We start from the raw sequence: 26,960 nt of genomic DNA, 5'->3' as shown, positions 1-26,960 counted from the left end.
CCCTTCCACCCGACGGTCAGGGCAGGTCGAGCACCTGGGCCCGCCGCTCGGCCGGGTTGCGGTGGTACAGCAGCAGGAGCCGCGAGGTGTCGCCCGCCGCCCGCCGTACGGCGAGGACGGCGCCCGGGCCCGCCGGGGCCAGTACGGCGGCCGGCCCGGTGAGGCCGGCCCGCGCGGTGAGCGCCGGCCGCAGGACGTCCAACGGGACGGACGGGCCGGTGCCGCTCAGCCCGATGGTGGAGAGCGCCTCGGCCACGTCCGGCGTCCCGCCCCCGGCGTAGCCGGTCCAGACGCCGTAGCGGACGGTGCTGTGCCCGGGCGCGACGCCGGGCAGGGCGCTCAGCCGGACGGGCAGCACCAGGACGTCGCTGTCCAGCAGCCCGGTGTCGGTGTCGCCCCAGTGGGCGTTGAGCGGCTGGACGTCCAGTTCGGCCCCGGTGCGGGCGTCCAGGGCGCGGGAGACCAGGACGTCGCTACCGCGCAGCCGGTCGGCCTTGAGGATGACGTCGGTGCTGCCGTCCCCGTCGGTGTCCAGCGCCACCCGCACCCCGTACAGCCCCACCGGGGTGGCCGCGGGCGCCCACAACTGCGCGCCCACGTACAGCAGTTCGGAGTCTACGGCGGCGCCGGCCGCGCGCAGGCCGGCGGCCCGCTCGCCGGGGTGCTCGACGCAGACCTCCTCCGCCGGGTCCGGCTCCTTCCCGGTGTCCTTCGGCCGCAGGCCCGCGCCGGGCGCGACCGTCGTGCCGCTGCCGCCGGGCGGGCAGTCGGGCCAGCGCTCGCCCTCGCCGCCGAGGGCGAAGGCGCTGACCAGCCCGGGCTGTTCGCCGGGGGCGGCGCGGCCGCCGAGGGTGACCAGGGTGCCGTCCCGGGCGGTGCGGACGGTGGCCGCCGCCGTGAGGTCGCCGGTCGGGCGCGGGGCGGCCAGCACCGGGATCCGCAGCTGCGGGAGCGCGTCGCCACCGACCGGGGTGAGCAGCACCCGGCCGGAGAGCTCGCCCCGGTAGCTGCGGGCCCGGCCGCCCTGCACGGTGTCGATGGTCGGGTCGGGGGCGCGCCCCAGGCCCCCCGGCACGGCCAGGGTGACCCGTACCCGCGCGGTGCCGCCCGCCGGGACGTCCACCCGGGCCGGTGCCACCTGGTAGGAGGCGCCCGGCAGCAGGGTGGCGGCCGCGTACGAGGTGCGGTACGCCAGTGGCGCGTTCGAGGTGTTGCGCACCTCGATCTCCCGGGTCACCGCCGTCGGCCCGCCGACCTCGACCGGCCCGAAGGAGACCCCGACCCCGCCCTCCACGGCGCCCTCCCCCGCCGCGTAGGCGACGGCGGGCGTGCGGACCGCCCGGTCCACCCGGACCCTCCCGGCCCCGGTGCGCTCGGGCCCGTAGACCGGCCCGCTGTGCTCGTCGCCGAGGAAGGTGTCCTCGGTGGTGTTCATCAGCGCGGCCTTGACCTGCTCGACCGGCCAGTCCGGGTGCGCGGCGCGGACCAGCGCGGCGAGCCCGGCCACGTGCGGGGCGGCCATCGAGGTGCCGCTCTCGCGCTGGCCGCCGGAACCGCTGCCGACCAGGCTGGACCAGATGCCCTCGCCGGGTGCCGCCAGGTCGGGCTTGACCACGCCCGGCACGCCGATGCCGCGCGAGCTGAAGTCCGTCATGGTGTCGATCCGGGCCGGCTGGTCCTGGGCGACGGAGCCGTGCAGCGGGTTGCCGGGCGCGGCGAGCCGGACCGTCACCGGCCCGGCGGCCGCGGCCTGCCGCAGCCGCTCGCCGTCGGCGCGCCCCAGCAGCACGGCCGGGATCCGGTCGTCGCCGGAGATCTCGGCGAGGTGGTCGGAGTCGGCGGCGTACAGCGCGCCGATCGCGCCCGCGTCGGCGGCGTGGTCGGCGCGCGGGCCGGAGTTGCAGGCCCGGTCGGCTTCCCGGGTGTGCCAGGCGAGCAGCGCGATCCGCCCCTTCAGCCGCTGCCGGTCGGCCTCGCCGAACTCGGTGCAGCCGTCCGACTGGTCGGCGGGCAGGGCGAGTTCGCCGCTGACGTCGGCGGTGGACCAGCCCTGGTAGCGCTCGCTCCAGTGCCCCGGGACGACCCCGGCCTGGGCGGCGGGGGCGAGCACGGTGACGCCGTCCACGTCGGCGTGGCCGTGCACCGAGGCGGCGACGGTGATCGCCCGGGCGGCGGTGCCGGGGCTGCCGCCGATGCCGTACACGTCGCCGTCGTTGCCCGCCGCCGCGATCACGACGGTGCCGAGCTCGGCGAGCCGGTCGGCGGCCAGGGCGTCGGTGTCGTCGGTGCTGCCGAAGTGGCTGCCGAGCGAGAGGTTGACGACGTCCAGCCGGTCGCTCAGGTCGCCGTCGCCGTTCGGGTCGGCGGCCAGGTCGAGCGCCTCGGTGACCCGGTCGGTGGAGCCGTCGCAGCCGAACACCCGGATCGCGTACAGCTGCGCGCCCGGGGCGGTGCCGGGGCCGATCCGGAAGCCGGCCGGATCCAGCCCGGGCCCGTACGGACCGGTGTACGGGTGGCCGTCCGCGGTGACGCCGTACCCGGCCGCGGTGCCGGCCACGTGGGTGCCGTGCCCGTTGCGCACGCAGTCGATCGGGTTGCCGCCGGGGTGCGGCACCGGCTGGTAGTGCGGGGAGGCCGGGTCGGGGTCGTAGTCGTCGCCGACCAGGTCCTTGCCGCCGACCACCTTGGCGTTGGGGAACAGCGCGGGCGGCGCGGGCCTGCCGCGCTCGACCGAGCGGAACGCCTCCTCGGTGCCAGGGCCGCCGAAGTCGGCGTGGGTGTAGTCGATGCCGCTGTCGATGATCCCGATCCGGGTGCCCCGGCCGGTGCCGGCCGCCTGGTCGCCGGCCCAGACCTGCGGGGCGCCGGTCAGCGGGACGGAGTGGGCGTTGTCGCGCCGTTTGGCGACGATCGGGTGGACGGCCCGGACGCCCGGCAGCGCCCGCAGCGCGGGCAGCCGGTCGGCGGGCGCGCTGACCGCGAGGCCGGCGAGCACGGTGCGGGTGCGGTAGAGCTCGCGGGCGGCGGGTGCCGCCCGGTGGACGGCGCCGGCGAGCCGGTCGAGCGCGTCCCCGGCCCGGGCCCGCTGGGCGGCGCCGGCCCGCGCGGCCTCCCGGCGGACGGCCTCCGGGGGGCGCTGGGCGCGCCGGGCCCCGTCGGCGGCGCGCCGCCAGGCGGAGCCGGCCGCCTCGGTGGTGAGTTCGAGCAGGACGGAGGCCGTTCGGCCCGGCCCCGGCGGTCCGGCGGACGGCGGCCCCGCGGACGGTGGGCCGCCGGCCGCCGGGGTGGCGGCGAGGACGGCGCTTCCGGCCAGCAGGGCCAGGGTGAGGCCGATCCGGGCGGCGGGTCGGCGGACGGGTGGCAGACGCACTGGGCCCTCTCCCCCGGCAGGGGGACTGATCCGCACACCGTGTCGCTGACGCTCGCCCACGCGAACGTCGATCACCCCTCCGAGGGCCCCAAATTAGGATGATCGCGCCGACGGGGACGAGCAACTTCCCTCGGACGGACCGGGGTTGCACTCTACTGGGTGACATCCGGCGCACCCGTACGGCCCATTCGACGGATGAACGCCACCGCCGGGCAACCTGGCCCGGAGGCGCCGGCCGCTCAGTGGTGGCCGGTCGCGCCGCCGTTGTCCCGGCGGTCCAGCGCACGCTGGAGGGCGGCGGCCGCGAAGGGGTTCCGCTCGACGGCCCGGCGGCGGCGCGGGGCGCGGACGGGGGCGGCGGCGGGGACGGACGTGGCGTGACGGTCGGCGGTCGGCGACATACCGGGCTCCTTGGAAGCGGCGCTGCGGAGGGCGAGCGCGAAGAGGGGAAAGGGAGCGCGGGAGCAGGGATCGCCTGCTCGTGAAGGCGCACGCGTACACGGGCCGCGCGCCCTGGCTACAGGGGCGGCACACCGTACGGCCCTTCCACGGTACGACCACGCCCCGGCCGTGTCTGCACGAATACTTGGATTTCCTAGTATCTGAGACGGGTCTCACCCGGGAGAACGCAGCAGGGCCCGGACCACCGTCGAACGGTGGTCCGGGCCCTGCCGGGACGGCCCGGGGGCCGGAGGATCAGCCCAGGTCGACCGAGCGCGCGAAGCGGGCGCCGATCTCGGCGGCGATCGCCGAGAGCACCTCCTGCGGGATCTCGGTGTCCACGGTGATGGAGGCCAGCGCGCTGCCGCCGTCGCGGGCGACCTGCATGCCGGCGATGTTGATGCCCGCGTCGCCGAGGTGGCGGCCGAGCACGCCGACCACGCCGGGACGGTCCTCGTACTTGAAGAAGGCCATGTGGTCGGTGAGCGCCACGTCCACGTCGAAGGCGTCCACGCCGACGATCTTCTGGGTCTGCTTGGGGCCTGCCAGCGTGCCGGAGATGGCGATCTCCTCGCCGTTCCCGAGCGTGCCGCGGACGGTGATCACGTTGCGGTGCTCGAGGCTCTCGCTGGAGGTGGTCAGACGGACCTCGACGCCGCGCTCCTGGGCGAACAGCGGGGCGTTGACGTAGGACACCGTCTCCGCCACCACGTCCTCGAACACGCCCTTCAGCGCGGACAGTTCGAGCACCTTCACGTCGTGCTGGGTGATCTCGCCGCGGACCTCGACGTCGAGGCGGACGGCCACCTCGCCGGCCAGCGCGGTGAAGATCCGGCCGAGCTTCTCGGCCAGCGGCAGGCCCGGGCGGACGTCCTCGGCGATCACGCCGCCCTGGACGTTCACCGCGTCCGGCACCAGCTCGCCGGCCAGCGCGAGGCGCACCGAGCGGGCGACCGCGATGCCGGCCTTCTCCTGCGCCTCGTCGGTGGAGGCGCCCAGGTGCGGGGTGGCGACCACGTTGTCGAAGGCGAACAGCGGGGAGTCGGTGCACGGCTCCTTGGCGTACACGTCCAGGCCGGCGCCGGCCACCCGGCCCTCGCGCAGCGCGCTCGCCAGCGCCTCCTCGTCCACGATGCCGCCGCGGGCGGCGTTCACGATGCGGACGGTCGGCTTGACCTTGTGCAGCGCCTCGTCGCCGATCAGGCCGATGGTCTCCGGGGTCTTGGGGAGGTGGACGGTGATGAAGTCCGACACCTCCAGCAGCTCCTCCAGCGTGACCAGCTTGACGCCCATCTGCGCGGCGCGGGCGGCCTGGATGTAGGGGTCGTACGCGACGATCTTCATGCCGAACGCGGACATCCGCTGGGCGACCAGGACGCCGATCCGGCCGAGGCCGACGACGCCGAGGGTCTTCTCGCTCAGCTCGACGCCGGTGTACTTGTTGCGCTTCCACTCGCCCTGCTTGAGCGCGGCGTTGGCCGGCGCGATGTTGCGGGCGACGGAGATCAGCAGGCCGCAGGCGAGCTCGGCGGCGGTGACGATGTTGGAGGTCGGCGCGTTGACGACCATCACGCCGGCCTTGGTGGCGGCGGCGACGTCCACGTTGTCCAGGCCGACGCCGGCCCGGGCGACCACCTTGAGCTTGCGGGCGGCGGCCAGCGCCTCGGCGTCGACCTTGGTGGCGGAGCGGATCAGGATCGCGTCGACGTCGGCGATCGCGGTGAGCAGCTCGGTGCGGTCGGCGCCGTTGCAGTGGCGGATCTCGAAGTCGGGGCCGAGGGCGTCGACGGTGGCGGGCGAGAGCTCTTCGGCGATCAGTACGACAGCGCTTTTGGAGGTCACAGTGCTCACGACAGTGGGTCCTTAACTGTCCGGTTCCCCCGGGCACGTAGGTGGCGTGGAGGGCGGGGGAAGGTGGCATGCCGCGTAGGTAGACGCACGACGCTGTGGGCCTGACGCGCACTCGGAGTGTATCGACGGGCTGGGTAGCGGGCTGCTCCCGTCCGGCGAAATCACCCGGACGAGAGCAGCCTACTTGTACAAGGACGTTACAAATTCGGGGCCGGGGAAACGGCCCGGAAGGGGTCAGGCGTTCTCGTTGACCCAGCTCATCAGCGAGCGCAGCTTCTTGCCGGTGGTCTCCAGCAGGTGGTCCTCGTCGGCCTTCTTGTACTCGTTGTACTTGGGCAGGCCCGCCTTGTACTCGGCGATCCAGGTGTTGGCGAAGGTGCCGTCCTGGATCTCGGCGAGGACCTGCTTCATCGCGGCCTTGGTGTCCGCGGTGATGATCCGCGGGCCGGTGACGTAGTCGCCCCACTCGGCGGTCTCGGAGACCGACCAGCGCATCTTCTCCAGGCCGCCCTCGTACATCAGGTCGACGATGAGCTTCAGCTCGTGCAGGCACTCGAAGTAGGCGATCTCCGGCTGGTAGCCGGCCTCGACCAGGGTCTCGAACCCGGCCTTCACCAGGGCGGCGGTGCCACCGCAGAGGACGGCCTGCTCACCGAACAGGTCGGTCTCGGTCTCCTCGGTGAAGGTGGTCTTGATGACGCCGGCCTTGGTGGCGCCCAGGCCCTTGGCGTAGGACAGCGCCAGCTCGAAGGCCTTGCCCGAGGCGTCCTGCTCGACCGCGACGATCGCGGGGACGCCGCGGCCCTCCTCGTACTGGCGGCGGACCAGGTGGCCCGGGCCCTTCGGGGCGACCATGCAGACGTCGACGTCCGCCGGGGGCTTGATGAAGCCGAAGCGGATGTTCAGGCCGTGGCCGAAGAACAGGGCGTCGCCGGCCTTCAGGTGCGGGGCGATGTCGGCCTCGTACACGTCGGCCTGGATCGGGTCCGGGACCAGGATCATGATGACGTCGGCCTCGGCCGCCGCCTCGGCCGGGGTGACGACGCGCAGGCCGGCCTCCTCCGCCTTGGCACGGGACTTGGACTCCGGCTTCAGGCCGACCCGGACGTCGGCGCCGGAGTCGCGCAGCGACAGCGCGTGGGCGTGGCCCTGGCTGCCGTAGCCGATGACCGCGACCTTGCGGCCCTGGATGATGGACAGGTCGGCGTCGTCTTCGTAGAACAGCTCGGCCACGGGGGCACATCTCCTTGCGTGATGGGGTCCGGGTACGCGGTGTTCACCGTATGCGCACGCGGTGTGGTGTGGGTCTTTGCTTCAGGGATTGAGACGCGGAGGCGCGCTGTTCACGCGCTGCGGTCCAGGGCGCGCAGCGAGCGGTCCGTGATGGAGCGCGCGCCGCGGCCGATGGCGACCAGGCCGGACTGGACCAACTCCTTGATGCCGTAAGGCTCCAGCATCCGGAGCATGGCCTCCAGCTTGTCCGAGCTGCCGGTGGCCTCGATGGTCACCGCTTCCGGCGACACGTCGACGGTCTTGGCACGGAACAGCTGGACGATCTCGACGATCTGCGACCGGGTCTCGTTGTCGGCGCGGACCTTCACCAGGACCAGTTCCCGCTGGATCGCAGCGGACTGGTCGAGTTCGACGATCTTTATCACGTTCACGAGCTTGTTGAGCTGCTTGGTGACCTGTTCCAGCGGGAGGTCCTCGACGTTGACCACGATCGTCATCCGGGACACGTCCGGATGCTCGGTCGAGCCGACGGCGAGGGAGTCGATGTTGAAACCCCGACGGGAGAACAGGGCGGCGATGCGGGCGAGCACGCCGGGCTTGTTCTCGACCAGGACGGAGAGGGTGTGCTTGGACATGGGATTCCTCAGTCGTTCTGGAGAGGGGGACATCAGTCGAGGTCGTCGCCGAAGTCGGGGCGCACGCCCTTGGCGAACTGGATCTCGTCGTTGCTGGTGCCGGCCGCGACCATCGGCCAGACCATGGCGTCCTGGTGGACGATGAAGTCGATGACGACCGGGCGGTCGTTGATCTCCATCGCCTGCCGGATGACCGCGTCGAGGTCCTCGGGGCGCTCGCAGCGCAGTCCCACGCAGCCCATCGCCTCGGACAGCTTGACGAAGTCGGGGATCCGGGTGCCCTGGGCCGGCGGCTCGATGCCGTCGTGGCCGGGGCCGGAGTGCAGCACGGTGTTGGAGTAGCGCTGGTTGTAGAACAGCGTCTGCCACTGCCGGACCATGCCCAGCGAGCCGTTGTTGATGACCGCGACCTTGATCGGGATGTCGTTCAGGGCGCAGGTGACCAGTTCCTGGTTGGTCATCTGGAAGCAGCCGTCGCCGTCGATCGCCCAGACCGCGCTCTCCGGGCGGCCGGCCTTGGCGCCCATCGCCGCGGGGACGGCGTAGCCCATCGTCCCGGCGCCGCCCGAGTTGAGCCAGGTGCCCGGCTTCTCGAACCGGATGAACTGCGAGCTCCACATCTGGTGCTGGCCCACGCCCGCGGCGTAGATCGCCTCGGGGCCGACCAGCGTCCCGATCCGCTCGATGACCTGCTGCGGCGAGAGCCGCCCCTCCGGGGCCGGCTCGTAGCCGAGCGGGTAGGTCTTCTTCCACTCGTCGAGCCGCTCCCACCACTCGGTGTAGTCGCCCTTGTGGCCGGCGTCGAACTCGGCCTGGACGGCGACGATCAGGTCGGCGAGCACCTCGCGGGCGTCGCCGACGATCGGCACGTCCGCCGGGCGGTTCTTGCCGATCTCGGCCGGGTCGATGTCGGCGTGGACGACCTTGGCGTTGGGGGCGAAGCCGTCCAGCTTGCCGGTGACGCGGTCGTCGAAGCGGGCGCCGAGGGTGAAGAGCAGGTCGGACTTCTGGAGCGCGGTGACGGCGGGGACGGAGCCGTGCATGCCGGGCATGCCCAGGTGCTGCGGGTGGCTGTCCGGGAACGCGCCGAGCGCCATCAGGGTGGTGACCACCGGGGCGCCGGTCAGCTCGGCGAGGATCCGCAGCTCGGCGGTGGCCCGCGCCTTGAGCACGCCGCCGCCGACGTACAGCACCGGCCGCTTGGCGCCGACCAGCATCTTCGCGGCCTCGCGGATCTGCTTGGCGTGCGGCTTGGTCACCGGGCGGTAGCCGGGCAGCGCGGTCTCGACCGGCCAGCGGAAGGTGGTGGTCGCCTGGAGCGCGTCCTTGGCGATGTCGACCAGGACCGGGCCGGGGCGGCCGGTGGCGGCGATGTGGAAGGCCTCGGCGATCACCCGGGGGATCTCGGCCGGGTCGGTGACCAGGTAGTTGTGCTTGGTGATCGGCATCGTGATGCCGCAGATGTCCGCCTCCTGGAAGGCGTCGGTGCCGATCGCCTTGGAGGAGACCTGGCCGGTGATCGCGACGACGGGCACCGAGTCCATGTAGGCGTCGGCGATCGGGGTGACCAGGTTGGTCGCACCCGGACCGGAGGTCGCCATGCAGACCCCGACCCGGCCGGTGGCCTGGGCGTAGCCGGTGGCGGCGTGGCCGGCGCCCTGCTCGTGCCGGACCAGGATGTGGCGCACCTTGACGGAGTCCATCAGGGGGTCGTACGCGGGAAGGATGGCGCCGCCCGGGATGCCGAAGACGGTGTCCGCGCCCACGGCCTCGAGGGAGCGGATGAGCGACTGGGCGCCGGTCATGGTCTCGACGACGTGCTGGGGAGCGGGAGCGTTGGCGGCCGGGTTGTCCCCGCGGCGGGGGGATGCGGCGTGCTCGGTCATCTGCCTGTCTCTTCTCGGGTTTTGCCGACCCGGTGCTGCGGGCCCCGTGCTGCGAGGGTGGGGTCCCGGTCCGGGTCGAGCGCCGGCTCTGCCTCGATCGTCCCGCTCGGTCCGACGGATCGGACGGGCTCGGGCGGTCGAGGCCAGGGGTCTTGCGGAGGTGGAACAGCGTCAGTGCAACAAAAAACCCCTCGTGCCCAAGGGCATGCGAGGGGTGGCGCGTCGGTCTGTCACGAGCAGGGCGTACGAGCCCACTCAGCCGACGCGCCCGCCAAGTACGAGAATTCGGGTGCGCATGGCAACGACCTTCCTCCCGTGCGGGGCGGCGTGTCAAGCAGGTGGGACGACCGTCTCGCCATGCGGACCACCCGGCGGGCCAGTAACGGCACGGTGTTCGGGCAGGTCAGAGCCGCCATGGTGATGTGCGCCACGCCCCGGCGCGGCGTCCGTCCGGCCGCTGCCGCGGCCACTCGTCCGGGTGTCCTCGGGGACGGGCGGGCGGGTGTCCGCGGGCAGGTACGGGCGGCGGGCCGACAGCGGTCCGGCCGGGCCCGCCGGGGTGGCCAGCGGGCCCGGCGGCGTGGGCAGCGGGCCGGTCGGGGTGGGCAGCGGGTAGCCGCGGCGGGCCAGCGCCCGGCGCAGCCGGGGCTCGTCCAGCGGCGGGGCGAAGGCCGAGCCCTGGGCCTGCCCGCAGCCCAGCTCCCGCAGCGCGGCGACCTGGCGGGGCAGGTCCACCCCCTCGGCGGCGGTGGTCATCCCGAGGTCGCGGCCGAGCCGCAGCGCGTGCCCGGCGAGGGTGCGGCTGAGCGGGGACTCGCCGAGGTCCTGGACGAGCGTGCGGTCCAGCTTGAGCCCGTCCAGCGGCAGCCGGGCGAGCGCGCCGAGCGAGCCGCCGCCCGCGCCGTACCCGGCCAGCCAGGTGGAGACGCCGAGCCCGCGCAGGGCGGAGAGCCGGCGGCCGAGTTCGTCGGCGAGCGAGTCCGGGCCCATCCGGGCCACCTCGATGACCAGTTCGTCGGCGGGCAGCCCGCTGTCGCGCAGCGCCGAGGCCACCGTCTCGTACAGGCCGGGCGAGCAGAGCCGCTCCACCGAGAGCCGGACGGCCACCGGGACGGGCTCCGGCGTGCCGCGGCCCCTGCCGCCGGGCAGGCCGCGCCGCTCGACGGCCGCGCTGACCGCCTCCAGGACCAGCCAGCGGGAGAACCGGGTGGCCGCGTCGCCGTGCTCGGCCGAGCGCAGGAACTCGGCCGGGGTGAGCAGCAGGCCGCCCACCGAGCGCCAGCGGGCCTGCGCCTCGACGCCGGTCACCGCGCCGCTGCCGAGGTCCACCACGGGCTGGTGGAGCAGGGTGAAGCCGCCCTCCCGGACGGCCAGCCGCAGCCGCTCCTCCAGCTCGGTGCGGCGCTCCAGGTCGGCCCGCATCGCGGGGGTGTAGAGCACCACCCGGCCCTTGCCCTCGGACTTGGCCCGGTACATCGCCAGGTCGGCGTTGCGCATCAGCTCGTCGGCCGCGGTTCTGGGGTCGGCCGCCGGGCCGCGTTCGGGGGTGCCGAAGGCGATGCCGATGCTGGCGGCGACGCCGAGTTCGGCGCCGCCGATCCAGTACGGCTCGGAGAGGGCGAGGCGCAGCCGCTCGGCCAGCTCCTGGACCTGGAGGCGGCCGAGCGGGCCGCAGACCAGCGCGGCGAACTCGTCGCCGCCGAACCGGGCGACGGTGTCCCCGCAGCGGACGGCGCTCTGCAGCCGGCGGGCCGCCTGCACCAGCAGTTCGTCGCCGACCTGGTGCCCGGCGGTGTCGTTGACCGCCTTGAAGCCGTCCAGGTCGATGAAGAGCACCGCGATCCCGGCGCCCGTCCCGCCCTGCTGGCCGCGGGCGCCGAGGGCGGCCCGCAGCCGCTGGGTGAACAGCGCCCGGTTGGGCAGGTCGGTGAGCGGGTCGTGGAAGGCGTTGTGCTGCAACTGGGCCTGGAGCATGACGCGTTCGGTGACGTCCCGGCTGTTGAGCAGCAGGCCGTCGCGGTGTCTGCTGACGGTCGACTCGACGTACAGCCACTCGCCGGCGCCGGAGCTGATCCGGCACTCGACCCGGGCGGAGGGCTCGGCGGTGCCGGGGCTGCGGTGGGTGGTGAGCCGGACCCTGGCGAGGTAGCGGCGGACCTCGGAGAGCACCCGGCCGACGTCCTCGGGGTGGACCAGGTCCAGCAGGTTGCCGCCGACCAGTTCCTCCGGGTCCCGCCCGTAGACGCCGAGCGCGGCCGGGGAGACGTAGGAGAGCACGCCGTTGGCGCCGGCGATCATGATGACGTCGCTGGAGCCCTGCACCAGGGAGCGGAAGTGCGCCTCCTTGTGGGCGAGTTCCTGCGCCAGCGACAGGTTGTCGAGCAGCATGACGCCCTGCCGGAGGATCAGCGCCAGCCCGACGGTGCAGGCCGCCGCAGCCACCACACGGTCCAACTCCCGTCCGCCGAGGGCGTTGTAGAGAATGCCCGCGGTGCAGACCGCGGCGGCCGCGTACGGGGTCAGCGCGCTGAAGGTGGTCGCCACCCGGCGGTGCGGCAGGCCGCCGGCCGAGGGGTGGTCGCGCAGCGGACGGCGCCAGCGCGGCGACCACGGCGCCCAGCCCAGCAGCAGGCTGCCGGCGAACCAGCCGGCGTCCAGCAGTTCGCCCGAGTGGTAGCTGCTGCGCAGCTCCGGGGAGGTGAACAGGGCGTCGCAGGTGACGGTGACGGCGAGCGCCAGCATCGCGGTGTGCACCGCCGCCCGGTTGCCGTCCCGGCCGCCGAAGCGCAGCCCGACCACCAGGCTGACCAGCAGGATGTCCAGCACCGGGTAGGCCAGGTTGAGGGCCAGGCGCAGCGGTGAGCCGTCCTCGCCGGCCGCGATCCGGCCGAGCGCCAGGCTCCAGCTGAGGGTGAACAGCGAGCCGGCGATCAGCCAGCCGTCGAGCAGCAGGCAGAGCCAGCCGGCCGCCGTGCGCGGGTGCTGGGCGAGCACCAGGACGCCGGTGATGGCGAGCGGGGCGAACAGCAGGAAGGCGTACTCGGCGAGCGAGTCCCGGGGCAGCGGGGTGCGCACGACCAGCTCGTACCAGCCCCAGGTGCCGTTGCCGAAGGCGACCATGAGCGAGGAGAGGCCGAACAGCAGCCAGGCCGGGCGGGCATGGCCGCCGACCGTGCAGCCGTACACCAGGCAGGACAGCGCGGCCGCCAGGGCCGCCGCTGCCAGCCCGAAGTCGCCCATGAAGACGGACAGTTGGTGCGATCCCCAGCCGGCGGCGGCGCCGGTGGCGTAGGCCACGCAGAGCGCGCCCAGGGCGAACCCGGGCAGCGTACGGCTCACCCCGGGCCGGTAGAGCGGGCCGCGGCGGGCGGGTGCGGGCACGTCGGCGGCGGACGTGTCGGTGTGCGGTGCGTCCGGCCGTCCGGTTCCGGGCAGCACCGTTTCGGTGGAGCTCACTCGGCCTCTCCCCCTCCGGCCCGGGGCCTCGCGCCCCGGCCACGGGCCACCGGCCGCGCACCTGTCGGACGTACGCGGTGGCCTGGCGCCCCGTCAGGACGGTGGCCCAGGGGGTGGGCGGCCTGCCGGCCGCCGCACCGTACCGATGCTCCCAAAATGGACCCTACACCAATCCCGTCACTCAATGACACGCACACTCAACTTAGAGTAATGGCGAAAGGGTGGGGAAATGCCCCTGATTCCTACGGATCGGCCCGATTGGCGGCGGCGCGCGGGCAGGGGCTCACGCGGCGCGCACGGGAGCACGCGGCGGCGCCCGAACACCGGTGCCAGGGTGGACGATCCGTGGTACCGGGGCGGACGGACAGCGGACCCGGACCGGCCGGGGCCGGTCCGGGTCCGTCGTGGCGCCCAGTTCAGTGGGGCCCTGCTCAGTGGAGTCCTGTTCAGCGGGGCCCTGTTCAGTGGCCCGAGGGGGCCAGGTCCTCCGGGAACAGCCGCAGCCGGTGCGCCAGTGCGGCCGCCTCGCCCCGGCCGCCGACCCCGAGCTTGCCGAGGATGTTGGAGACGTGCACGCTCGCGGTCTTCGGAGAGATGTACAGCTCCTCGGCGATCTGCCGGTTGGTCCAGCCGCGCGCGAGCAGCCGGAGCACGTCCCTCTCCCGGGGGGTGAGGTTGAAGGAGTCCCCCGCGGCCTGGGCCGGCACCGCGGCCGTCCCCCCGCCCGCCCGTCCGGCCGTCCGCCCGGCCGGGGCGAGGCTCAGCCCGGCCCGCTCGGCCAGCGCGGCGATCTGCCCGCCGAGCAGCCGGTCGCCCCGGGCGGCCGCCAGTTCGGCCGCCTCGCGCAGCAGTTCGGCGGCGGCCTCGCGCCGGCCGGCCTGCACCTCGGCCTCGCCGGCCCGCAGCAGGGCGAGCGCCAGCGGGAACGGCAGGCCGGTCGGCCGCAGCGCCTCGACGGCGGCGGCCCACCCCTGCGGGGTGTCCGCGCCCTCGGCGCGGGCCAGTTCGGCCTCCAGCAGCCGGGCCCAGCCGTGGTGCAGCGGTGCCCGGGGCCGCAGTGCGGCGGCGGCCGCGGCGATCGCGGCCAGCGCCCCGGGCCGGCCCGCCTCGGCCTGCGGCAGGCCCCGGCTGTCCGCCTCCACCGCGGCGGCCTCGGCCAGCAGCGGGTAGACGTCGGACTCGTGGCCGAGCCGGCCGTCCTCCTCCAGCGCGGCGAGCAGTTCGGCCCGGGCCTCCAGCGGCCGGCCGCCGAGCGCCGCGAGCCGCACCGCCAGTCGGCTGATCGGCACGCTGTGCTGGACCTGGCCGACCCGGTTCGCCGACCGGGCCTGCGCCAGCATGGTGCCCGCGGTGGCCAGGTCCCCCTTGAGCAGGGCGAGTTCGCCGCGCATCCGGTCCAGGAACTCGGCGTGGGTGCCGGTCGGGCTGGCCGCCTCGTAGCCGACCAGCACCTCGGTGGCCTCCCGGGCCCGCCCGAGGTCGGCGAGCGCCTCGACCAGGTTGCCGGTCAGGATGGCGCCGATGTTGCGCAGCAGGCCGTTGCCGTTCGCGTACTCCAGGCCCTCCCGGGCCAGTCGGACCGCGTCCTCGGGGTGTCCGAGTCCGCGCTGCATGCTGGCCAGGTTGTTGATGCCGCGCAGCAGCAGGTCGGGCACGCCCAGCCGGCGGGCCCGTTCGACCGCCCCGGCGAGCTCGGCCAGCCCGCCCTCGGCGTCGCCCTGGACGTCGTAGCGCAGGCCGCCGAGGGTCATCCGGGCGTGCACCTCGACCGAGTGCGCGCCCACCTCCTCGGCGATCCGGATCGCCCGCTCGGCCAGCTCGATCGCCGCCGGGGTGGGCTTCTTGAGCATCGCCGTCCCGGCGCCGAGCGCGAGCACCTCGGCCTGGACCGCGGTCGGCGGCAGGTGCTCCACCAGCCGCAGCGCGTTCGCGATCTCCTCCTCGTCGCCGGAGCGGCGCAGGCTGCCCAGCATCCGGGCCCGGTTGATCCGGAACCAGGCCGCGCGCACCGGGTGCTCGGCCTCGTCGACCAGCCGCAGCCCGCGCTTGGCCAGGCTCAGGCCGCGCTCGCGGTCGCCGCAGCGCCGGGCCGCGACCACCGCCTCGGCCAGCACGTCGACCAGCTGGATCCGGTCGCAGTCCCCGTCCGCGGTGCTGTGGTCGCAGGAGCCGGGCGGGTAGGTCTCGGCCCAGTCGTACGGGCGCAGGGTGTGCGCCAGCACCTCCTCGGAGACCAGGTCCCACAGCTCCAGGGCGCGTTCCAGCATGCCGAGCTGCTCGGCGAAGGCGTTGCGGCGGCGGGCCGCGCGGGCGGCGTCCAGGGCCGTCGGCAGGGCGCGGGCCGGATCGTGCGCGTGGTACCAGTAGTTGGCCAGCCGGGCGGCCAGCGCGTCACCGGGGACCAGCTGCGGCTGGGCCTCCACCGCGAGCGCGAACCTGCGGTTGATCCGGTGCCGTTCGCCGGGCAGCAGGTCGTCCGAGACCGCCTCGCGGACCAGCGCGTGGCGGAACCGGTAGCCCTCGCCCTCGCTGTCCGGGCGCAGGATGTTGGCGCCGACGGCCGCCCGCAGCGCCTCGATCAGCGCCTCCTCGTCGTCGTCCAGGACGGCGGCCAGCAGGGCGTGTTCGACGTGCGAGCCGCCCTCGGCGGCGATCCGCACCACCCGCTGGGCCTCCTCGTCCAGGCCCTCGACCCGTACCAGCAGGATGTCCCGCAGCGAGTCGGTCAGCCCGGCGCCGAAGCCGTCCTCGAAGGCGGTGGCCAGCTCCTCGACGAAGAACGGGTTCCCCTCCGACCGGCGGTGGATGCGGTCCACCAGCTGGCGGTCGGGGACGGTGGTGCCGAGGATGCCGGCCAGCTGGGCGGCGACCTCGCGGCGGTCGAACCGCGCCAGCTCCAGCCGCTGGACGGTGCGCAGCCGTTCGAGCTCGGCCAGGAAGGGGCGCAGCGGGTGCCGGCGGTGCAGGTCGTCGGTGCGGTAGGTGGCGACCAGCAGCACCCGGGAGCGGTGCAGGGTGCGCACCAGGAAGGCGAGCAGCTCGCGGGTGGAGCGGTCGGACCAGTGCAGGTCCTCGACGGCGAGGACGAGGGTACGCTCCGCGCCGAGCCGTTCGAACAACCTCGCGGTGTGCTCGAACAGCCGGGCCCGGCTGTACTCGTCGTTGGGTTCGCCGTCCACCTCGCCGAACTCGGAGAGCAGCAGGGCGAGATGGCTCTCGCTGCCGGCCGCGGCGGCCTCCAGTTCGGCGCCCAGCGAGCGGTGCAGCCGGCGCAGCGCGGCGGCCAGCGGCGCGTACGGCAGGCCCTCGGCGCCGACCTCCAGACAGCTGCCGAGCGAGGTGACCGCCCCCTGGGCGGCGGCCCGCTCCAGGAACTCCTCCAGCAGCCGGGTCTTGCCGACCCCCGCCTCACCGCCGATCAGGACGGACTGCGGGCTGCCGGTGCCCGCGCGGCGCAGCGCGTCGGTCAGCTCGGTGATCTCGCTTCCGCGGCCGACGAAGACGGGGCTGACCGATGTGTGCTGCATGGAGGCGAGCATGCCATAGCCGGTGGGGCCCGGCCGAGGGGTTATCTCCCCTGGCGAACGGGTCGAAGGGCCCGAACGCCCGGAGGGGGAGACGCTCACTCGCAGCGTCTCCCCCTCCGGAGTTCCTTCGGCACCGTCGTGGTGCCGCACCGTCAGCATTCGGGCCGACGCACGGGGCGCCGCTGGAAGCGGGCGGCCACCGGGCGCTGCCGCAGGCGGCGGGCCTCCTTGGCCTCGCGCACCAGGCGCTCGTGCTCGGCGCGGGCCACGAGCTCGTGGGCCTGTTGCTGGAAGGTCTGGTACTCGATCATTTCCGGTTCCCCCTCGGGTTTTCCACTGCGTCCTGCTGACAGGTAAGAGCTTCCTCCGCCAGTGGGGGGTGCCGCATCGGGAGCCTGCCGCATCTTCCGGGGCCCGGATGCCTTAGATCGGGCGCAGATCGGGCGCCAGAAAAGGTTTAAGGCCCCGCCTCACCCAGATACATAGGTGAGGCGGGGCCTTAGGCCTTACTTAGAGGGCCTTAGATGCCTTAGACGCCTTAGGAAGGAAGGGCTGACGACCTAGGCTGCGCCCAGACGCTCCAGGATCAGGTCCTTCACGCGGGCGGCGTCGGCCTGGCCGCGGGTGGCCTTCATGACCGCGCCGACCAGCGCGCCCACGGCCTGGACCTTGCCGTCGCGGATCTTGGCGGCGATCCCCTCGTTCTCGGCGATGGCCTGGTCGACGGCGGCACCCAGCGCGGAGTCGTCCGAGACCACGGCCAGGCCGCGCTTCTCGACGATCGCGTCCGGCTCGCCCTCGCCGGCCAGCACGGCCTCGATGACCTGGCGGGCCAGCTTGTCGTTCAGCTTGCCCTCGGCGACCAGCGCGGCGACCCGGGCGACCTGCGCCGGGGTGATCGGCTGCTCGCTCAGCTCGGTGCCGGTCTCGTTGGCGCGGCGCGCCAGCTCGCCCATCCACCACTTGCGGGCCTGGTCGGCCGGGGCACCGGCCGCGATGGTCTCCTGGATCGGGCCCACCGCACCGGCGTTGAGCACCGACTGCATGTCCTTGTCGGACAGGTCCCACTCGGCCTGGAGCCGGGCGCGGCGCACCCGCGGCAGCTCGGGCAGGGCGGCGCGCAGCTCCTCGACCCACGCACGGGCGGGGGCCACCGGCACCAGGTCCGGCTCGGGGAAGTAGCGGTAGTCCTCGGCGTTGTCCTTGATCCGGCCCGAGGTGGTGGAGCCGTCCTCCTCGTGGAAGTGGCGGGTCTCCTGGACGATGGTGCCGCCGTCGGTCAGCACGGTGGCGTGGCGCCGGATCTCGAACCGGGCGGCCCGCTCCACGCTGCGCAGCGAGTTGACGTTCTTGGTCTCCGAGCGGGTGCCGAAGGTCTCGGTGCCGTTCGGGCGCAGCGACAGGTTGACGTCGCAGCGCATCTGGCCCTTGTCCATCCGGGCCTCGGAGACGTTGAGCGAGCGGATCACCTCGCGCAGCTCGGCGACGTACGCCTTGGCGACCTCGGGGGCGCGCTCGCCGGCGCCCTCGATCGGCTTGGTGACGATCTCGATCAGCGGGATGCCGGCCCGGTTGTAGTCGAGCAGCGAGTGGGTGGCGCCGTGGATGCGGCCGGTGGCCCCGCCGACGTGGCTGGACTTGCCGGTGTCCTCCTCCATGTGGGCGCGCTCGATCTCCACCCGGAAGGTCGAGCCGTCCTCCAGCTGCACGTCGAGGTAGCCGTTGAAGGCGATCGGCTCGTCGTACTGCGAGGTCTGGAAGTTCTTGGGCATGTCCGGGTAGAAGTAGTTCTTCCGCGCGAACCGGCACCACTCGGCGATCTCGCAGTTCAGCGCCAGGCCGATCTTGACCGCCGACTCCACGCCGACCGCGTTGACCACCGGCAGCGAACCCGGCAGGCCCAGGCAGGTCGGGCAGGTCTGGCTGTTCGGCTCGGCGCCCAGCTCGGTCGAGCAACCGCAGAACATCTTGGTCTTGGTACCCAGCTCGACGTGGACCTCAAGGCCCATCACCGGGTCGTACGACGCGAGAGCGTCCTCGTAGGAGACCAGGTTCATGACGCTCACAGCGTCCCTTCTCACTTGAAGCTTGGGAGGTACGGGCCCGGCCGCCGCGTCGCGCGGGGCCGGGCCTGGGCGCTTGACTCAGCTCAGCCCAGCAGCACGTCGTCGGAGCCCAGCTGACGCAGCTCGCGCACCAGCAGGGCGGTGCCGGTGACCAGCGCGGCCGCGCCGACCAGGGCGTTGACCAGCTTGAGGGTGTCGCTCTCCTCGCGGGCCTTGCGGACGTCCTTGACGACGGAGATCGCGCCGAACGCGCTGGTGCCGATGGACAGCCACAGGCCGGGCTTGGAGTGCTTGAAGCCCTTCAGCGAGCCGGAGCCCTTGGCCTTCTCGATCTTGCTCACAGTGCCGGTGCCTCCTCCAGCAGGGTGTGCCCCCACTTGTCGTTGAGTGCGGCCTCGACGGCGCCGCCCACGCGGTACAGGCGGTCGTCCGCCATCGCGGGTGCGATGATCTGGAGGCCGACCGGGAGATTGTCCTCCGGGGCCAGGCCGACCGGCAGCGACATGGCCGCGTTGCCCGCCAGGTTCGACGGAATCGTGCACAGGTCGGCCAGGTACATCGCCATCGGGTCGTCGGCGCGCTCGCCGATCGGGAAGGCGGTGGTCGGCGTGGTCGGCGAGACCAGGACGTCCACGCCCGCGAAGGCCGCGTCGAAGTCGCGCGAGATGAGCGTGCGGACCTTCTGGGCCGAGCCGTAGTAGGCGTCGTAGTAGCCCGAGGACAGCGCGTAGGTGCCCAGGATGATGCGGCGCTTGACCTCGGGGCCGAAGCCGGCCTCGCGGGTCAGGGCGGTGACCTCCTCGGCCGAGCGGCTGCCGTCGTCGCCGACCCGCAGGCCGTAGCGCATCGCGTCGAAGCGGGCCAGGTTGGAGGAGCACTCGCTGGGCGCGATCAGGTAGTACGCCGGCAGCGCCAGGGTGAACGACGGGCAGGAGACCTCGACGACCTCGGCGCCCAGCTCGCGCAGCAGCTCCACCGACTCGTTGAAGCGCTGCATCACGCCGGCCTGGTAGCCCTCGCCGGCGAACTCCTTGACGACGCCGATCCGCATGCCGCGGATGTCGCGCATCTTCGCGGCCTCGACGACGGCCGGGACGGGCGCGTCGATCGAGGTGGAGTCCAGCGGGTCGTGGCCGGCGATGGCCTCGTGCAGCAGGGCCGCGTCCAGCACGGTGCGGGCGCACGGGCCGCCCTGGTCCAGGCTGCTGGAGAAGGCGACCAGGCCGTAGCGGGACACCGAGCCGTAGGTCGGCTTGACGCCGACGGTGCCGGTGACGGCGCCGGGCTGGCGGATCGAGCCGCCGGTGTCGGTGCCGATCGCCAGCGGGGCCTCGAAGGCGGCCAGCGCGGCGGCCGAACCGCCGCCGGAGCCGCCGGGGATGCGGGAGAGGTCCCACGGGTTGCCGGTCGCGCCGTACGCGGAGTTCTCGGTGGAGGAGCCCATCGCGAACTCGTCCATGTTGGTCTTGCCGAGGATGACCACGTCAGCGTCCTTGAGACGGCTGGTCAGCGTGGCGTCGTACGGCGGGATCCAGCCCTCGAGCATCTTCGAACCACAGGTGGTCGGGATGCCCTTGGTGGTGAAGACGTCCTTGAGCGCGAGCGGGACGCCGGCCAGCGGGCCCAGCTCCTCGCCCTTGGCGCGCTTGTCGTCCACGGCCTTGGCCGCGGCCAGCGCGCCCTCGGTGTCGACGTGCAGGAAGGCGTTGACCTTCTTGTCGACGGCTCCGATGCGGTCCAGGTGGGCCTGCGCGACCTCGACGGCGGACACCTCGCCCTTGGCGATGGCGCTCGCGGTCTCGGCGGCGGTGTAGCGGATCAGCTCGGTCATATCGGTCAGTCCTCCCCGAGGATCTGCGGCACACGGAAACGCTGCTCCTCGGAGGCGGGGGCGCCGGACAGCGCCTGCTCCGGGGTGAGCGACGGCCGCACCTCGTCCGCGCGCATGACGTTGGTCAGCGGCAGCGGGTGGGAGGTCGGCGGGACGTCCTGTCCGGCGACCTCGGAAACGCGGGCGACCGCGCCGATGATCACGTCGAGCTGCTCGGCGAAGTGGTCCAGCTCTTCGGGCTTCAGCTCAAGACGCGACAGCCGGGCGAGGTGGGCGACCTCCTCGCGCGTGATGCCAGGCATGCAGCGATCCTCAGGGTGAGTTCTGGTGAGACCCGGCGGTGCCTTGCGGGCGGAGCCGGGCCCGGGCAGGAGCAGCCGGGTTCGGCGCTCCGTCCTCGTGGTCTTTGGACCCCATCCTATGGGGCCCGTCCCCTACCCCGGCCAACGAGTGATCCGCGGCGGCCGTCGCCGGCGCCCGTCACGCGGGTCGCCGGTACCCGTCGCGGCCCGGCGGTGGCTCCCGTCGCGGCCTGGCGGCGGCGTCCGACGGGCTACTGCGGCCGGGTGCGGGCCCAGCCCTGCGGCTTGATCTCCCGGTGCGCGGCCTGCACCACCTGGGCCACCGGCGGCAGCGTGGGCGGGATGACCGGCGGCCGGACCGGCGGGAGCGTCGTCGGCGGCAGTGCCGGCGGCCTGGCCGCCGGGCCGATCGGCTTGGCGCCCTGGGCCGGCTGGAAGCCGGCGTGCAGCTGGGGCGGCAGGCCGAGCCGCTCCACCGGCGGGGCGCCGGTGCGGTGCACCCGCAGCCAGGCGGTGGCCTGCTCGGCCGGCAGCGCGGCCGACACCAGCCAGCCCTGGACGGCGTCCACGCCCATGCAGTGCAGCCGCTCCCAGGTCTCGTCGTCCTCGACGCCCTCGGCGACCACGGTCAGGCCCAGCGAGTGGGCGAGCTCCACCGAGCAGCGGACCACCGCCGCGTCGTGGTCGTCGGCGACCATCCGGGAGACGAAGGAGCGGTCGATCTTCAGCTCGCCGACCGGCAGGCTGCGCAGCCGCACCAGCGAGGAGTGCCCGGTGCCGAAGTCGTCCAGGGACATCCCGACGCCGTAGCCGCGCAGTTCGGCCAGGGTGTCGGCGGCCCGCCGGGAGTCGTCCAGCAGCAGCCGCTCGGTGATCTCCAGCTGGAGCGCGTGGGCCGGCACCTGGTGGCGGACGAGGTGGCCGGCCACCCGCTGGGCGAAGCCGGGGTTGAGCACGTCGCGCGGCGAGACGTTGACCGCGACCTGCACCTGGAGGCCCTGCTCGCGCCAGTAGGCGAGCTGGCCGACGGCCGCCTCCAGCACGTAGTCGGTGAGCCGCGGCATCAGGCCGCTGGACTCGGCGAGCCCGACGAACTCGTCCGGCGAGACCTTCCCCTGGCCGGGCCGCTCCCAGCGCAGCAGCGCCTCCAGGCCGACCACCCGGCCGTCGAAGGCCACCTTCGGCTGGTAGTGCAGCTGCACCTCGCCGGTCTCCAGCGCCCGGCGCAGGTCCCCCAACAGCCCGATCCGGTACGGCGTGTCGGCGTCCTGGGTCTCGTCGTACTGGGCGACGCCGCAGCAGCCGCGCTGGGCGTGGCCCATCGCGACGTCGGCCCGGCGCAGCAGCGACTCGGCGTCCTGGGCGTGCTGCGGGTAGACGCAGACGCCGCCGCTGGCCTCCAGGACGAGCAGCAGCCCGTCCAGCCGGATCGGGGCGGCCAGTTCGGCGATCAGCGCCTTGGCGACCCGCTCCAGGCTGTCCGGGCAGTTGATGCCGGGCAGCAGGACGGCGAACTCGTCGCCGCCCATCCGGGCCACCATCGGGCGGCCGCGGCGGTAGTGCCGGGGCAGGCCGGCGAAGACGTCGTCGATGGACTCCCGGGTGGCGCTGCCGGCCGGGCCGCCGGAGCGCAGGGCCCGGTGCAGCCGGCGGGCGATGTGAACCAGCAGCCGGTCGCCGGCCGTATGACCGAGTGTGTCGTTGAGCGATCGGAAGCGATCGAGGTCGAGCAGGATGAGACCGACGCTGTACCCCTGCTCACACTCCGCAATCGCCTCCTGGGCGGCCAGCAGCAGGGCCTGACGGTTGGGCAGATCCGTCAGTGGGTCGGTCAGTTGGTCGCGGGCGCGGTCCCGGGCGATCCGCCAGGCCGCCACCAGCACCGCCAGGGGCACGGCGAACAGCGGCAGCAACTCGGGTTCGTACCGGTAGACCAGGACGGCCAGCGGGATGAGCGGCGCGGCTCCGGCCAGCAGCACGCCGAGCAGCAGGACCGCACCCGCCACCCCCTGCGGCGGGCGTGTGGGCGCACCGCCGGTCGTACGATCCATAAGCCCTGTCCTCCGTCGGGCCCGCCCCGTCAGGCCGCCTTACGGTGAGGCACCGTGCCGGTACCGACAGCTGCCGGGCATGGAGCGACCCCGTGGAACTCCGGTCCAGCCGGCGCCCCCACCCCTGCTGACACTCTGTTGCGCTCCAGGGTATGCCGGGGTCCACCCGGTGGGCAGACTTTCGGACAACCGGAAACGCGCCACCGCGCCCGGGTGCCGCACAGTGACACAATGCCCGCTTTCACGGTGCGGCACCCGGTGACGTTGCATCAGGACGATAACAACACCGATCCGGTCATCAGCCGATCGGGGCGGCTCCGGATCAGTCCTCGACAGTCTCCCCCGCCGTCTCTCCGGCCTCCTCGGGCTCCGGAAGCCCCAGGTGGGCGCGGGCGGCGGACGGCCCGTCGGCGAGCAGGACGGTGAACCCCGCGTCGTCCAGGACCGGCAGGCCGAGCTGAACAGCCTTGTCGTACTTGGACCCTGGGTTGTCACCAGCGACCACAAAATCGGTCTTTTTCGAAACCGAACCGGTCACCTTCGCTCCGCGCGAGGTCAGCGCCTCCTTGGCGCCGTCCCGGGTGTGGCCGGCCAGCGTGCCCGTCACCACCACGGTCAGCCCCTCCAGCGGGCGCTCCGCCTCCTCCTCGTCCGCGAACTCCTCGGTGAAGCGGACGCCGTCCGCCTCCCAGTTCCGGAGGACCTCCTTGTGCCACTCCTCCGCGTACCACTCCTGGATCGAGCGGGCGATCGTCGGACCGACCCCCTCGACGGCCGCCAGCTGCTCCTCGCTCGCCTCGAAGATCTTCGTCAGGTCGCGGAACTCCCGGGCCAGCGCCTGCGCGGCGACCGGACCGACGTGCCGGATCGACAGGCCGTTGACGAACCGCCACAGCGGCCGCTGCTTCGCCGCCTCCAGGTTGTCGACCAGGGCCTGCAGCGACTTCTTCGGCTCGCCCTTGGTGGTGGCGAAGAAGAAGACCTCCTTCTCCTTGCCCGTCTTGTCGTCCAGCTTCGGCATGCCCGTCTTCGGGTCCCGGACCAGCACCTTGATCGGCAGCAGCTTCTCCCGCGTCAGCCGGAAGATGTCGGCCTCGTTGCGCACCGGCGCCTCGGCCGGCTCCAGCGGCTGGGTCAGCGCGGTGGCCGCGACGTAGCCCAGCCCCTCCACGTCCAGGCACTGCCGCCCGCCGAGGAAGGCGATCCGCTCCCGGATCTGGGCCGGGCAGCGCTCCGCGTTCGGGCAGCGCAGATCGATGTCCCCCTCGGCCATCGGCCGCAGCTCACTGCCGCACTCCGGGCAGTGCGAGGGCATCACGAAGGCCTGCTCGGTGCCGTCCCGCAGGTCGTACACCGGGCCGAGGATCTCCGGGATGACGTCGCCCGCCTTGCGCAGCACCACGGTGTCCCCGAGCAGCACGTCCTTGGCCTTGACGATCTCCTGGTTGTGCAGCGTCGCGTACTGCACCATCGAGCCGGCCACCTTCACCGGCTCGGCCAGCACCGCGTACGGGGTGGCCCGGCCGGTGCGGCCGATGCCGACCTTGATCTCCGCCAGCCGGCCGGTGACCTCCTCCGGCGGGTACTTCCAGGCGATCGCCCAGCGCGGCGACTTGGAGGTGGCGCCGAGCCGGCCCTGCAGGGCGATCTCGTCCACCTTCACCACCACGCCGTCGATCTCGTGCTCGACCGAGTGCCGCTGCTCGCCGAAGTGCTTGATGAACGCCCGCACCTCGGCGAGCGTCCCCACCACCCTGTTGTGCCGGGCCGTCGGCAGGCCCCAGTCGTGCAGCAGCCGGTAGGCGTGCGACTGGTTGTCGATGTCGAAGCCGACCCGGGCGCCGATGCCGTGCACCACCATGTGCAGCGGGCGGGAGGCGGTGACGTGCGGGTCCTTCTGGCGCAGCGAACCGGCGGCGGCGTTGCGGGGGTTCATGAACAGCCGGATCATCGCCCGGGGCCGCTTGCCCTCCCTGGCGCGCTCCTCGTTCTCCTGCCGGCGCCGCTCGTTCTCCTCCGCGAAGGAGGCGTTGAGCGCGTCGAACTCCTCCGTCGGGAAGTAGACCTCGCCGCGGATCTCCACCAGCTCCGGGACGTTCTCGCCCTTGAGCCGGTGCGGGATCTCCTTGATGGTGCGGACGTTCGCGGTGATGTCCTCGCCGACCCGGCCGTCGCCGCGCGTCGCCGCCTGCGTCAACTGCCCGTTCTCGTACGTGAGGTTGACGGCCAGGCCGTCCACCTTCAGCTCGCACAGGTAGTGGTAGTCGATGCCGTGCAGCTCGGTGGCGACCCGCTCCGCCCAGGCCGCCAGCTCCTCGTCGTCCATCGCGTTGTCCAGGCTGAGCAGCCGCTCACGGTGCTCGACCTCGGCGAACAGCACGGTGGGGGCGCCGCCGACCCGCTGCGTCGGCGAGTCCGGGGTGACCAGGGCCGGGTGCTCGGCCTCGATCCCCTCCAGCTCCCGCATCAGCGCGTCGAACTCGGCGTCGCTGACGACCGGCGCGTCCTGCTCGTAGTACCGGGCCCGGTGGTCGGTGATCTCCGCCGCCAGCTCGGCGTGCCGCCTGCGCACCTCCGCCGGGACGTCCTCCCAGCCCTCGACAGCCGTCACCGCAAGCCCTCCTACGTTCTCATTCCGGGTTGTCCACCAGGCTCTGTGCCGCCCGCGCCGCGGACGACAGCGCCCTGCGCGCGTACGCCGGGGAGGCCCCGGCCAGCCCGCAGGTCGGCGTCACCAGCACGCGACGGCCCAGCAGCTCCGGGGCGAACCCGAGCCTGCGCCACAAGGTCCTGACACCCTGGACACTACCGGCAGGGTCGGACACTGCCTGGTCAGTGGCGGGGACGACACCAGCGAGGATCATCGTGCCGCCCTCCACCGCCTCGCCGAGGTCGTCGTCCTGGCGCTCGGTGAGGAGGGAGAAGTCCAGCGAGATCCCGGCGACCCCGGCCCGGCGCAGCAGCGGGACCGGGACGTCCGGCGCGCAGGAGTGCACGACGACCGGCGCGTCCAGGCCCCCGACCACCTCGCGCAGCACCTCCTCGGCGACCTGCCGGTCGACCGAGCGCAGCCGCTGGAAGCCGCTCGCGGTCTTCACCGACCCCGACAGCACGGCCGGCAGCGAGGGCTCGTCGAGCTGGAGGACCACCTCCGCGCCGGGCACCCGCCTGCGGACGTCCGCGAGGTGGCGGCGCAGGCCCTCGGTCAGCGAGCCGGCGATGTCCCGGCAGGCACCGGGGTCGGAGAGTGCCTTCTCCCCGTGCTTGAGCTCGATGCTCGCCGCCAGCGTCCACGGGCCGACGGCCTGGACCTTGACCGCCCCCTGGTAGCCCTGGGTGAACTCCTCCAGCGCGTCCAGGTCCTCGCCGAGCCAGGAATGGGCGCGCCGGGTGTCCCGGCCCGGACGGTCGGTGAACCGCCAGCCGCTCGGCTCGGTCTGCGCGAACAGCTCGACCAGCAGGCCGGCGCCGCGGCCGATCATGTCCGCGCCCGGCCCGCGCGCGGGCAGCTCGGGCAGGAACGGCAGGTGCTCCAGTGCCCCGGTGGAGGTCTTGGCGGCCTCCCGGGCGTCGGTACCGGGCAGCGAACCGACACCGGTGGCGGTGCCACGCAGGTCGGGGAAGGGATGTGGGGTGCTCACCCGCCCGAGCCTACTCAGCCGGACGGCCCCGGCGCCGAGCACGGGGCTCGGCACCGGGGCCGTCGGGGTGGGGCGGGGTCAGTACGACTGGTAGCCGAACAGGTCGACGATCAGGTGCAGCGGAGCACCGCTCGCGTTGTAGAACGACACCTTGCCGTCCTTGACCGGGACGACCACCTGGTTGGGGATCGTCTCGCCCGGCAGGAAGTTCAGGTTCGAGGCGTTCGGCGCCGCGTCCCCGTGCGGGAAGACGGTCAGGTGCCCGTCGGTGCCCGGCTCGGTGACCGTCACGTTCAGGGTCACCGCCGCGGCGTTCGGGATCTCGCCGACCGGGACGTCCACCGTGCCCCAGGCCGGGACGGTGGCCGCCGGGCGGACGCCCGACTCCCAGTAGGTGTCCTGGCGGGTGTCGAGGACCCGGATCGGGCCGGCCGGGCGGTAGCTGACCTTGCCCTCGGTGGCGTAGTAGCCTGCGAGGTCGGCGACCAGGTGCACCGTGCCGCCGGAGGCGTTGTGGAAGGACACCTTGCCGTCCGCCACCGGCACCGTCACCAGGTTCGAAACCGTACGCCCAGCTGGCCAGTTGAGGTTGGAGGTGTTCGGCACCGCGGCACCGTGCGGGTAGACGGTCAACCAGCCGTCGACCTGCGGATCGGTGACCGTCACGTTC

General features: G+C 73.5%; 16 protein-coding genes and 1 pseudogene. All 17 read right to left on the bottom strand.

Features of this window, described 5'->3' with window-relative positions:
• Positions 1-16: 16 nt before the first annotated feature.
• Positions 17-3,370, bottom strand: a complete 3,354-nt coding sequence (locus ACFVXH_RS10745) for a S8 family serine peptidase (RefSeq protein WP_387822165.1) — start codon at positions 3,368-3,370, stop codon at positions 17-19.
• Between the two features lie 239 nt (positions 3,371-3,609).
• Positions 3,610-3,771: a hypothetical protein gene (locus tag ACFVXH_RS10740; protein WP_387822162.1), complete on the bottom strand. Its 162-nt coding sequence runs from the start codon at positions 3,769-3,771 to the stop codon at positions 3,610-3,612.
• Positions 3,772-4,066: 295 nt separating this feature from the next.
• Positions 4,067-5,653, bottom strand: a complete 1,587-nt coding sequence (gene serA / locus ACFVXH_RS10735) for a phosphoglycerate dehydrogenase (protein WP_049657950.1) — start codon at positions 5,651-5,653, stop codon at positions 4,067-4,069.
• 243 nt (positions 5,654-5,896) lie between these two features.
• Entirely contained in the window at positions 5,897-6,895 is a 999-nt protein-coding gene (gene ilvC / locus ACFVXH_RS10730) for a ketol-acid reductoisomerase (RefSeq protein WP_049657948.1), read from the bottom strand.
• 110 nt (positions 6,896-7,005) lie between these two features.
• The gene (ilvN, locus tag ACFVXH_RS10725; RefSeq protein WP_049657946.1) at positions 7,006-7,530 is read right to left on the bottom strand and encodes an acetolactate synthase small subunit; all 525 of its coding nucleotides are present in this window, start codon (positions 7,528-7,530) and stop codon (positions 7,006-7,008) included.
• 32 nt (positions 7,531-7,562) lie between these two features.
• Positions 7,563-9,416 (bottom strand): acetolactate synthase large subunit, encoded by a 1,854-nt coding sequence (locus ACFVXH_RS10720; RefSeq protein WP_049657944.1) that lies wholly within the window; start codon positions 9,414-9,416, stop codon positions 7,563-7,565.
• Between the two features lie 330 nt (positions 9,417-9,746).
• Entirely contained in the window at positions 9,747-12,755 is a 3,009-nt protein-coding gene (locus ACFVXH_RS10715) for a putative bifunctional diguanylate cyclase/phosphodiesterase (RefSeq protein ID WP_387822195.1), read from the bottom strand.
• A 578-nt stretch (positions 12,756-13,333) separates the two neighbouring features.
• Positions 13,334-16,399 (bottom strand): AAA family ATPase, encoded by a 3,066-nt coding sequence (locus tag ACFVXH_RS10710; RefSeq protein WP_387822158.1) that lies wholly within the window; start codon positions 16,397-16,399, stop codon positions 13,334-13,336.
• Positions 16,400-16,551: 152 nt separating this feature from the next.
• Positions 16,552-16,710, bottom strand: coding sequence for a hypothetical protein (locus ACFVXH_RS10705; protein ID WP_158077676.1), 159 nt, complete (start codon positions 16,708-16,710; stop codon positions 16,552-16,554).
• Between the two features lie 249 nt (positions 16,711-16,959).
• Complete coding sequence (gene gatB, locus ACFVXH_RS10700; RefSeq protein WP_387822155.1) at positions 16,960-18,465, bottom strand: Asp-tRNA(Asn)/Glu-tRNA(Gln) amidotransferase subunit GatB; 1,506 nt, start codon at positions 18,463-18,465, stop codon at positions 16,960-16,962.
• An 83-nt stretch (positions 18,466-18,548) separates the two neighbouring features.
• Positions 18,549-18,806 carry a hypothetical protein gene (locus ACFVXH_RS10695; protein WP_049657770.1) on the bottom strand — a complete coding sequence of 86 codons (258 nt, stop codon included), beginning with the start codon at positions 18,804-18,806 and terminating at the stop codon, positions 18,549-18,551.
• On the bottom strand, positions 18,803-20,296 hold the full coding sequence (gatA, locus tag ACFVXH_RS10690; RefSeq protein WP_380777152.1) for an Asp-tRNA(Asn)/Glu-tRNA(Gln) amidotransferase subunit GatA: 1,494 nt from the start codon (positions 20,294-20,296) through the stop codon (positions 18,803-18,805). The genes ACFVXH_RS10695 and gatA overlap by 4 nt, the downstream gene beginning before the upstream one ends.
• A 5-nt stretch (positions 20,297-20,301) precedes the next feature.
• On the bottom strand, positions 20,302-20,598 hold the full coding sequence (gene gatC / locus ACFVXH_RS10685; RefSeq protein ID WP_049657766.1) for an Asp-tRNA(Asn)/Glu-tRNA(Gln) amidotransferase subunit GatC: 297 nt from the start codon (positions 20,596-20,598) through the stop codon (positions 20,302-20,304).
• A gap of 251 nt (positions 20,599-20,849) precedes the next feature.
• Complete coding sequence (locus tag ACFVXH_RS10680) at positions 20,850-22,649, bottom strand: bifunctional diguanylate cyclase/phosphodiesterase (RefSeq protein WP_079271897.1); 1,800 nt, start codon at positions 22,647-22,649, stop codon at positions 20,850-20,852.
• Positions 22,650-22,971: 322 nt separating this feature from the next.
• On the bottom strand, positions 22,972-25,260 hold the full coding sequence (ligA, locus tag ACFVXH_RS10675; RefSeq protein ID WP_387822149.1) for an NAD-dependent DNA ligase LigA: 2,289 nt from the start codon (positions 25,258-25,260) through the stop codon (positions 22,972-22,974).
• 19 nt (positions 25,261-25,279) lie between these two features.
• Entirely contained in the window at positions 25,280-26,290 is a 1,011-nt protein-coding gene (locus tag ACFVXH_RS10670; protein WP_387822146.1) for a methionine synthase, read from the bottom strand.
• Positions 26,291-26,368: 78 nt separating this feature from the next.
• Positions 26,369-26,960 (bottom strand): annotated as a pseudogene (locus tag ACFVXH_RS10665) (hypothetical protein); the annotation flags it as partial.

Source organism: Kitasatospora sp. NPDC058184, assembly GCF_042883725.1.
Taxonomy (GTDB): Bacteria; Actinomycetota; Actinomycetes; order Streptomycetales; family Streptomycetaceae; genus Kitasatospora.
Note: the sequence above shows the minus strand (reverse complement) of the source record. Positions and strands in the feature narration are given on the sequence as shown.

Excerpts from the sequence above, each read along its gene's own strand:
- ACFVXH_RS10740 (WP_387822162.1), bottom strand. The coding sequence starts at position 3,771 with ATGTCGCCGACCGCCGACCGTCACGCCACGTCCGTCCCCGCCGCCGCC.
- ilvN (WP_049657946.1), bottom strand. The coding sequence starts at position 7,530 with ATGTCCAAGCACACCCTCTCCGTCCTGGTCGAGAACAAGCCCGGCGTG.
- ACFVXH_RS10720 (WP_049657944.1), bottom strand. The coding sequence starts at position 9,416 with ATGACCGAGCACGCCGCATCCCCCCGCCGCGGGGACAACCCGGCCGCC.
- ACFVXH_RS10710 (WP_387822158.1), bottom strand. The coding sequence starts at position 16,399 with ATGCAGCACACATCGGTCAGCCCCGTCTTCGTCGGCCGCGGAAGCGAG.
- ACFVXH_RS10705 (WP_158077676.1), bottom strand. The coding sequence starts at position 16,710 with ATGATCGAGTACCAGACCTTCCAGCAACAGGCCCACGAGCTCGTGGCC.
- gatA (WP_380777152.1), bottom strand. The coding sequence starts at position 20,296 with ATGACCGAGCTGATCCGCTACACCGCCGCCGAGACCGCGAGCGCCATC.
- gatC (WP_049657766.1), bottom strand. The coding sequence starts at position 20,598 with ATGCCTGGCATCACGCGCGAGGAGGTCGCCCACCTCGCCCGGCTGTCG.
- ACFVXH_RS10680 (WP_079271897.1), bottom strand. The coding sequence starts at position 22,649 with ATGGATCGTACGACCGGCGGTGCGCCCACACGCCCGCCGCAGGGGGTG.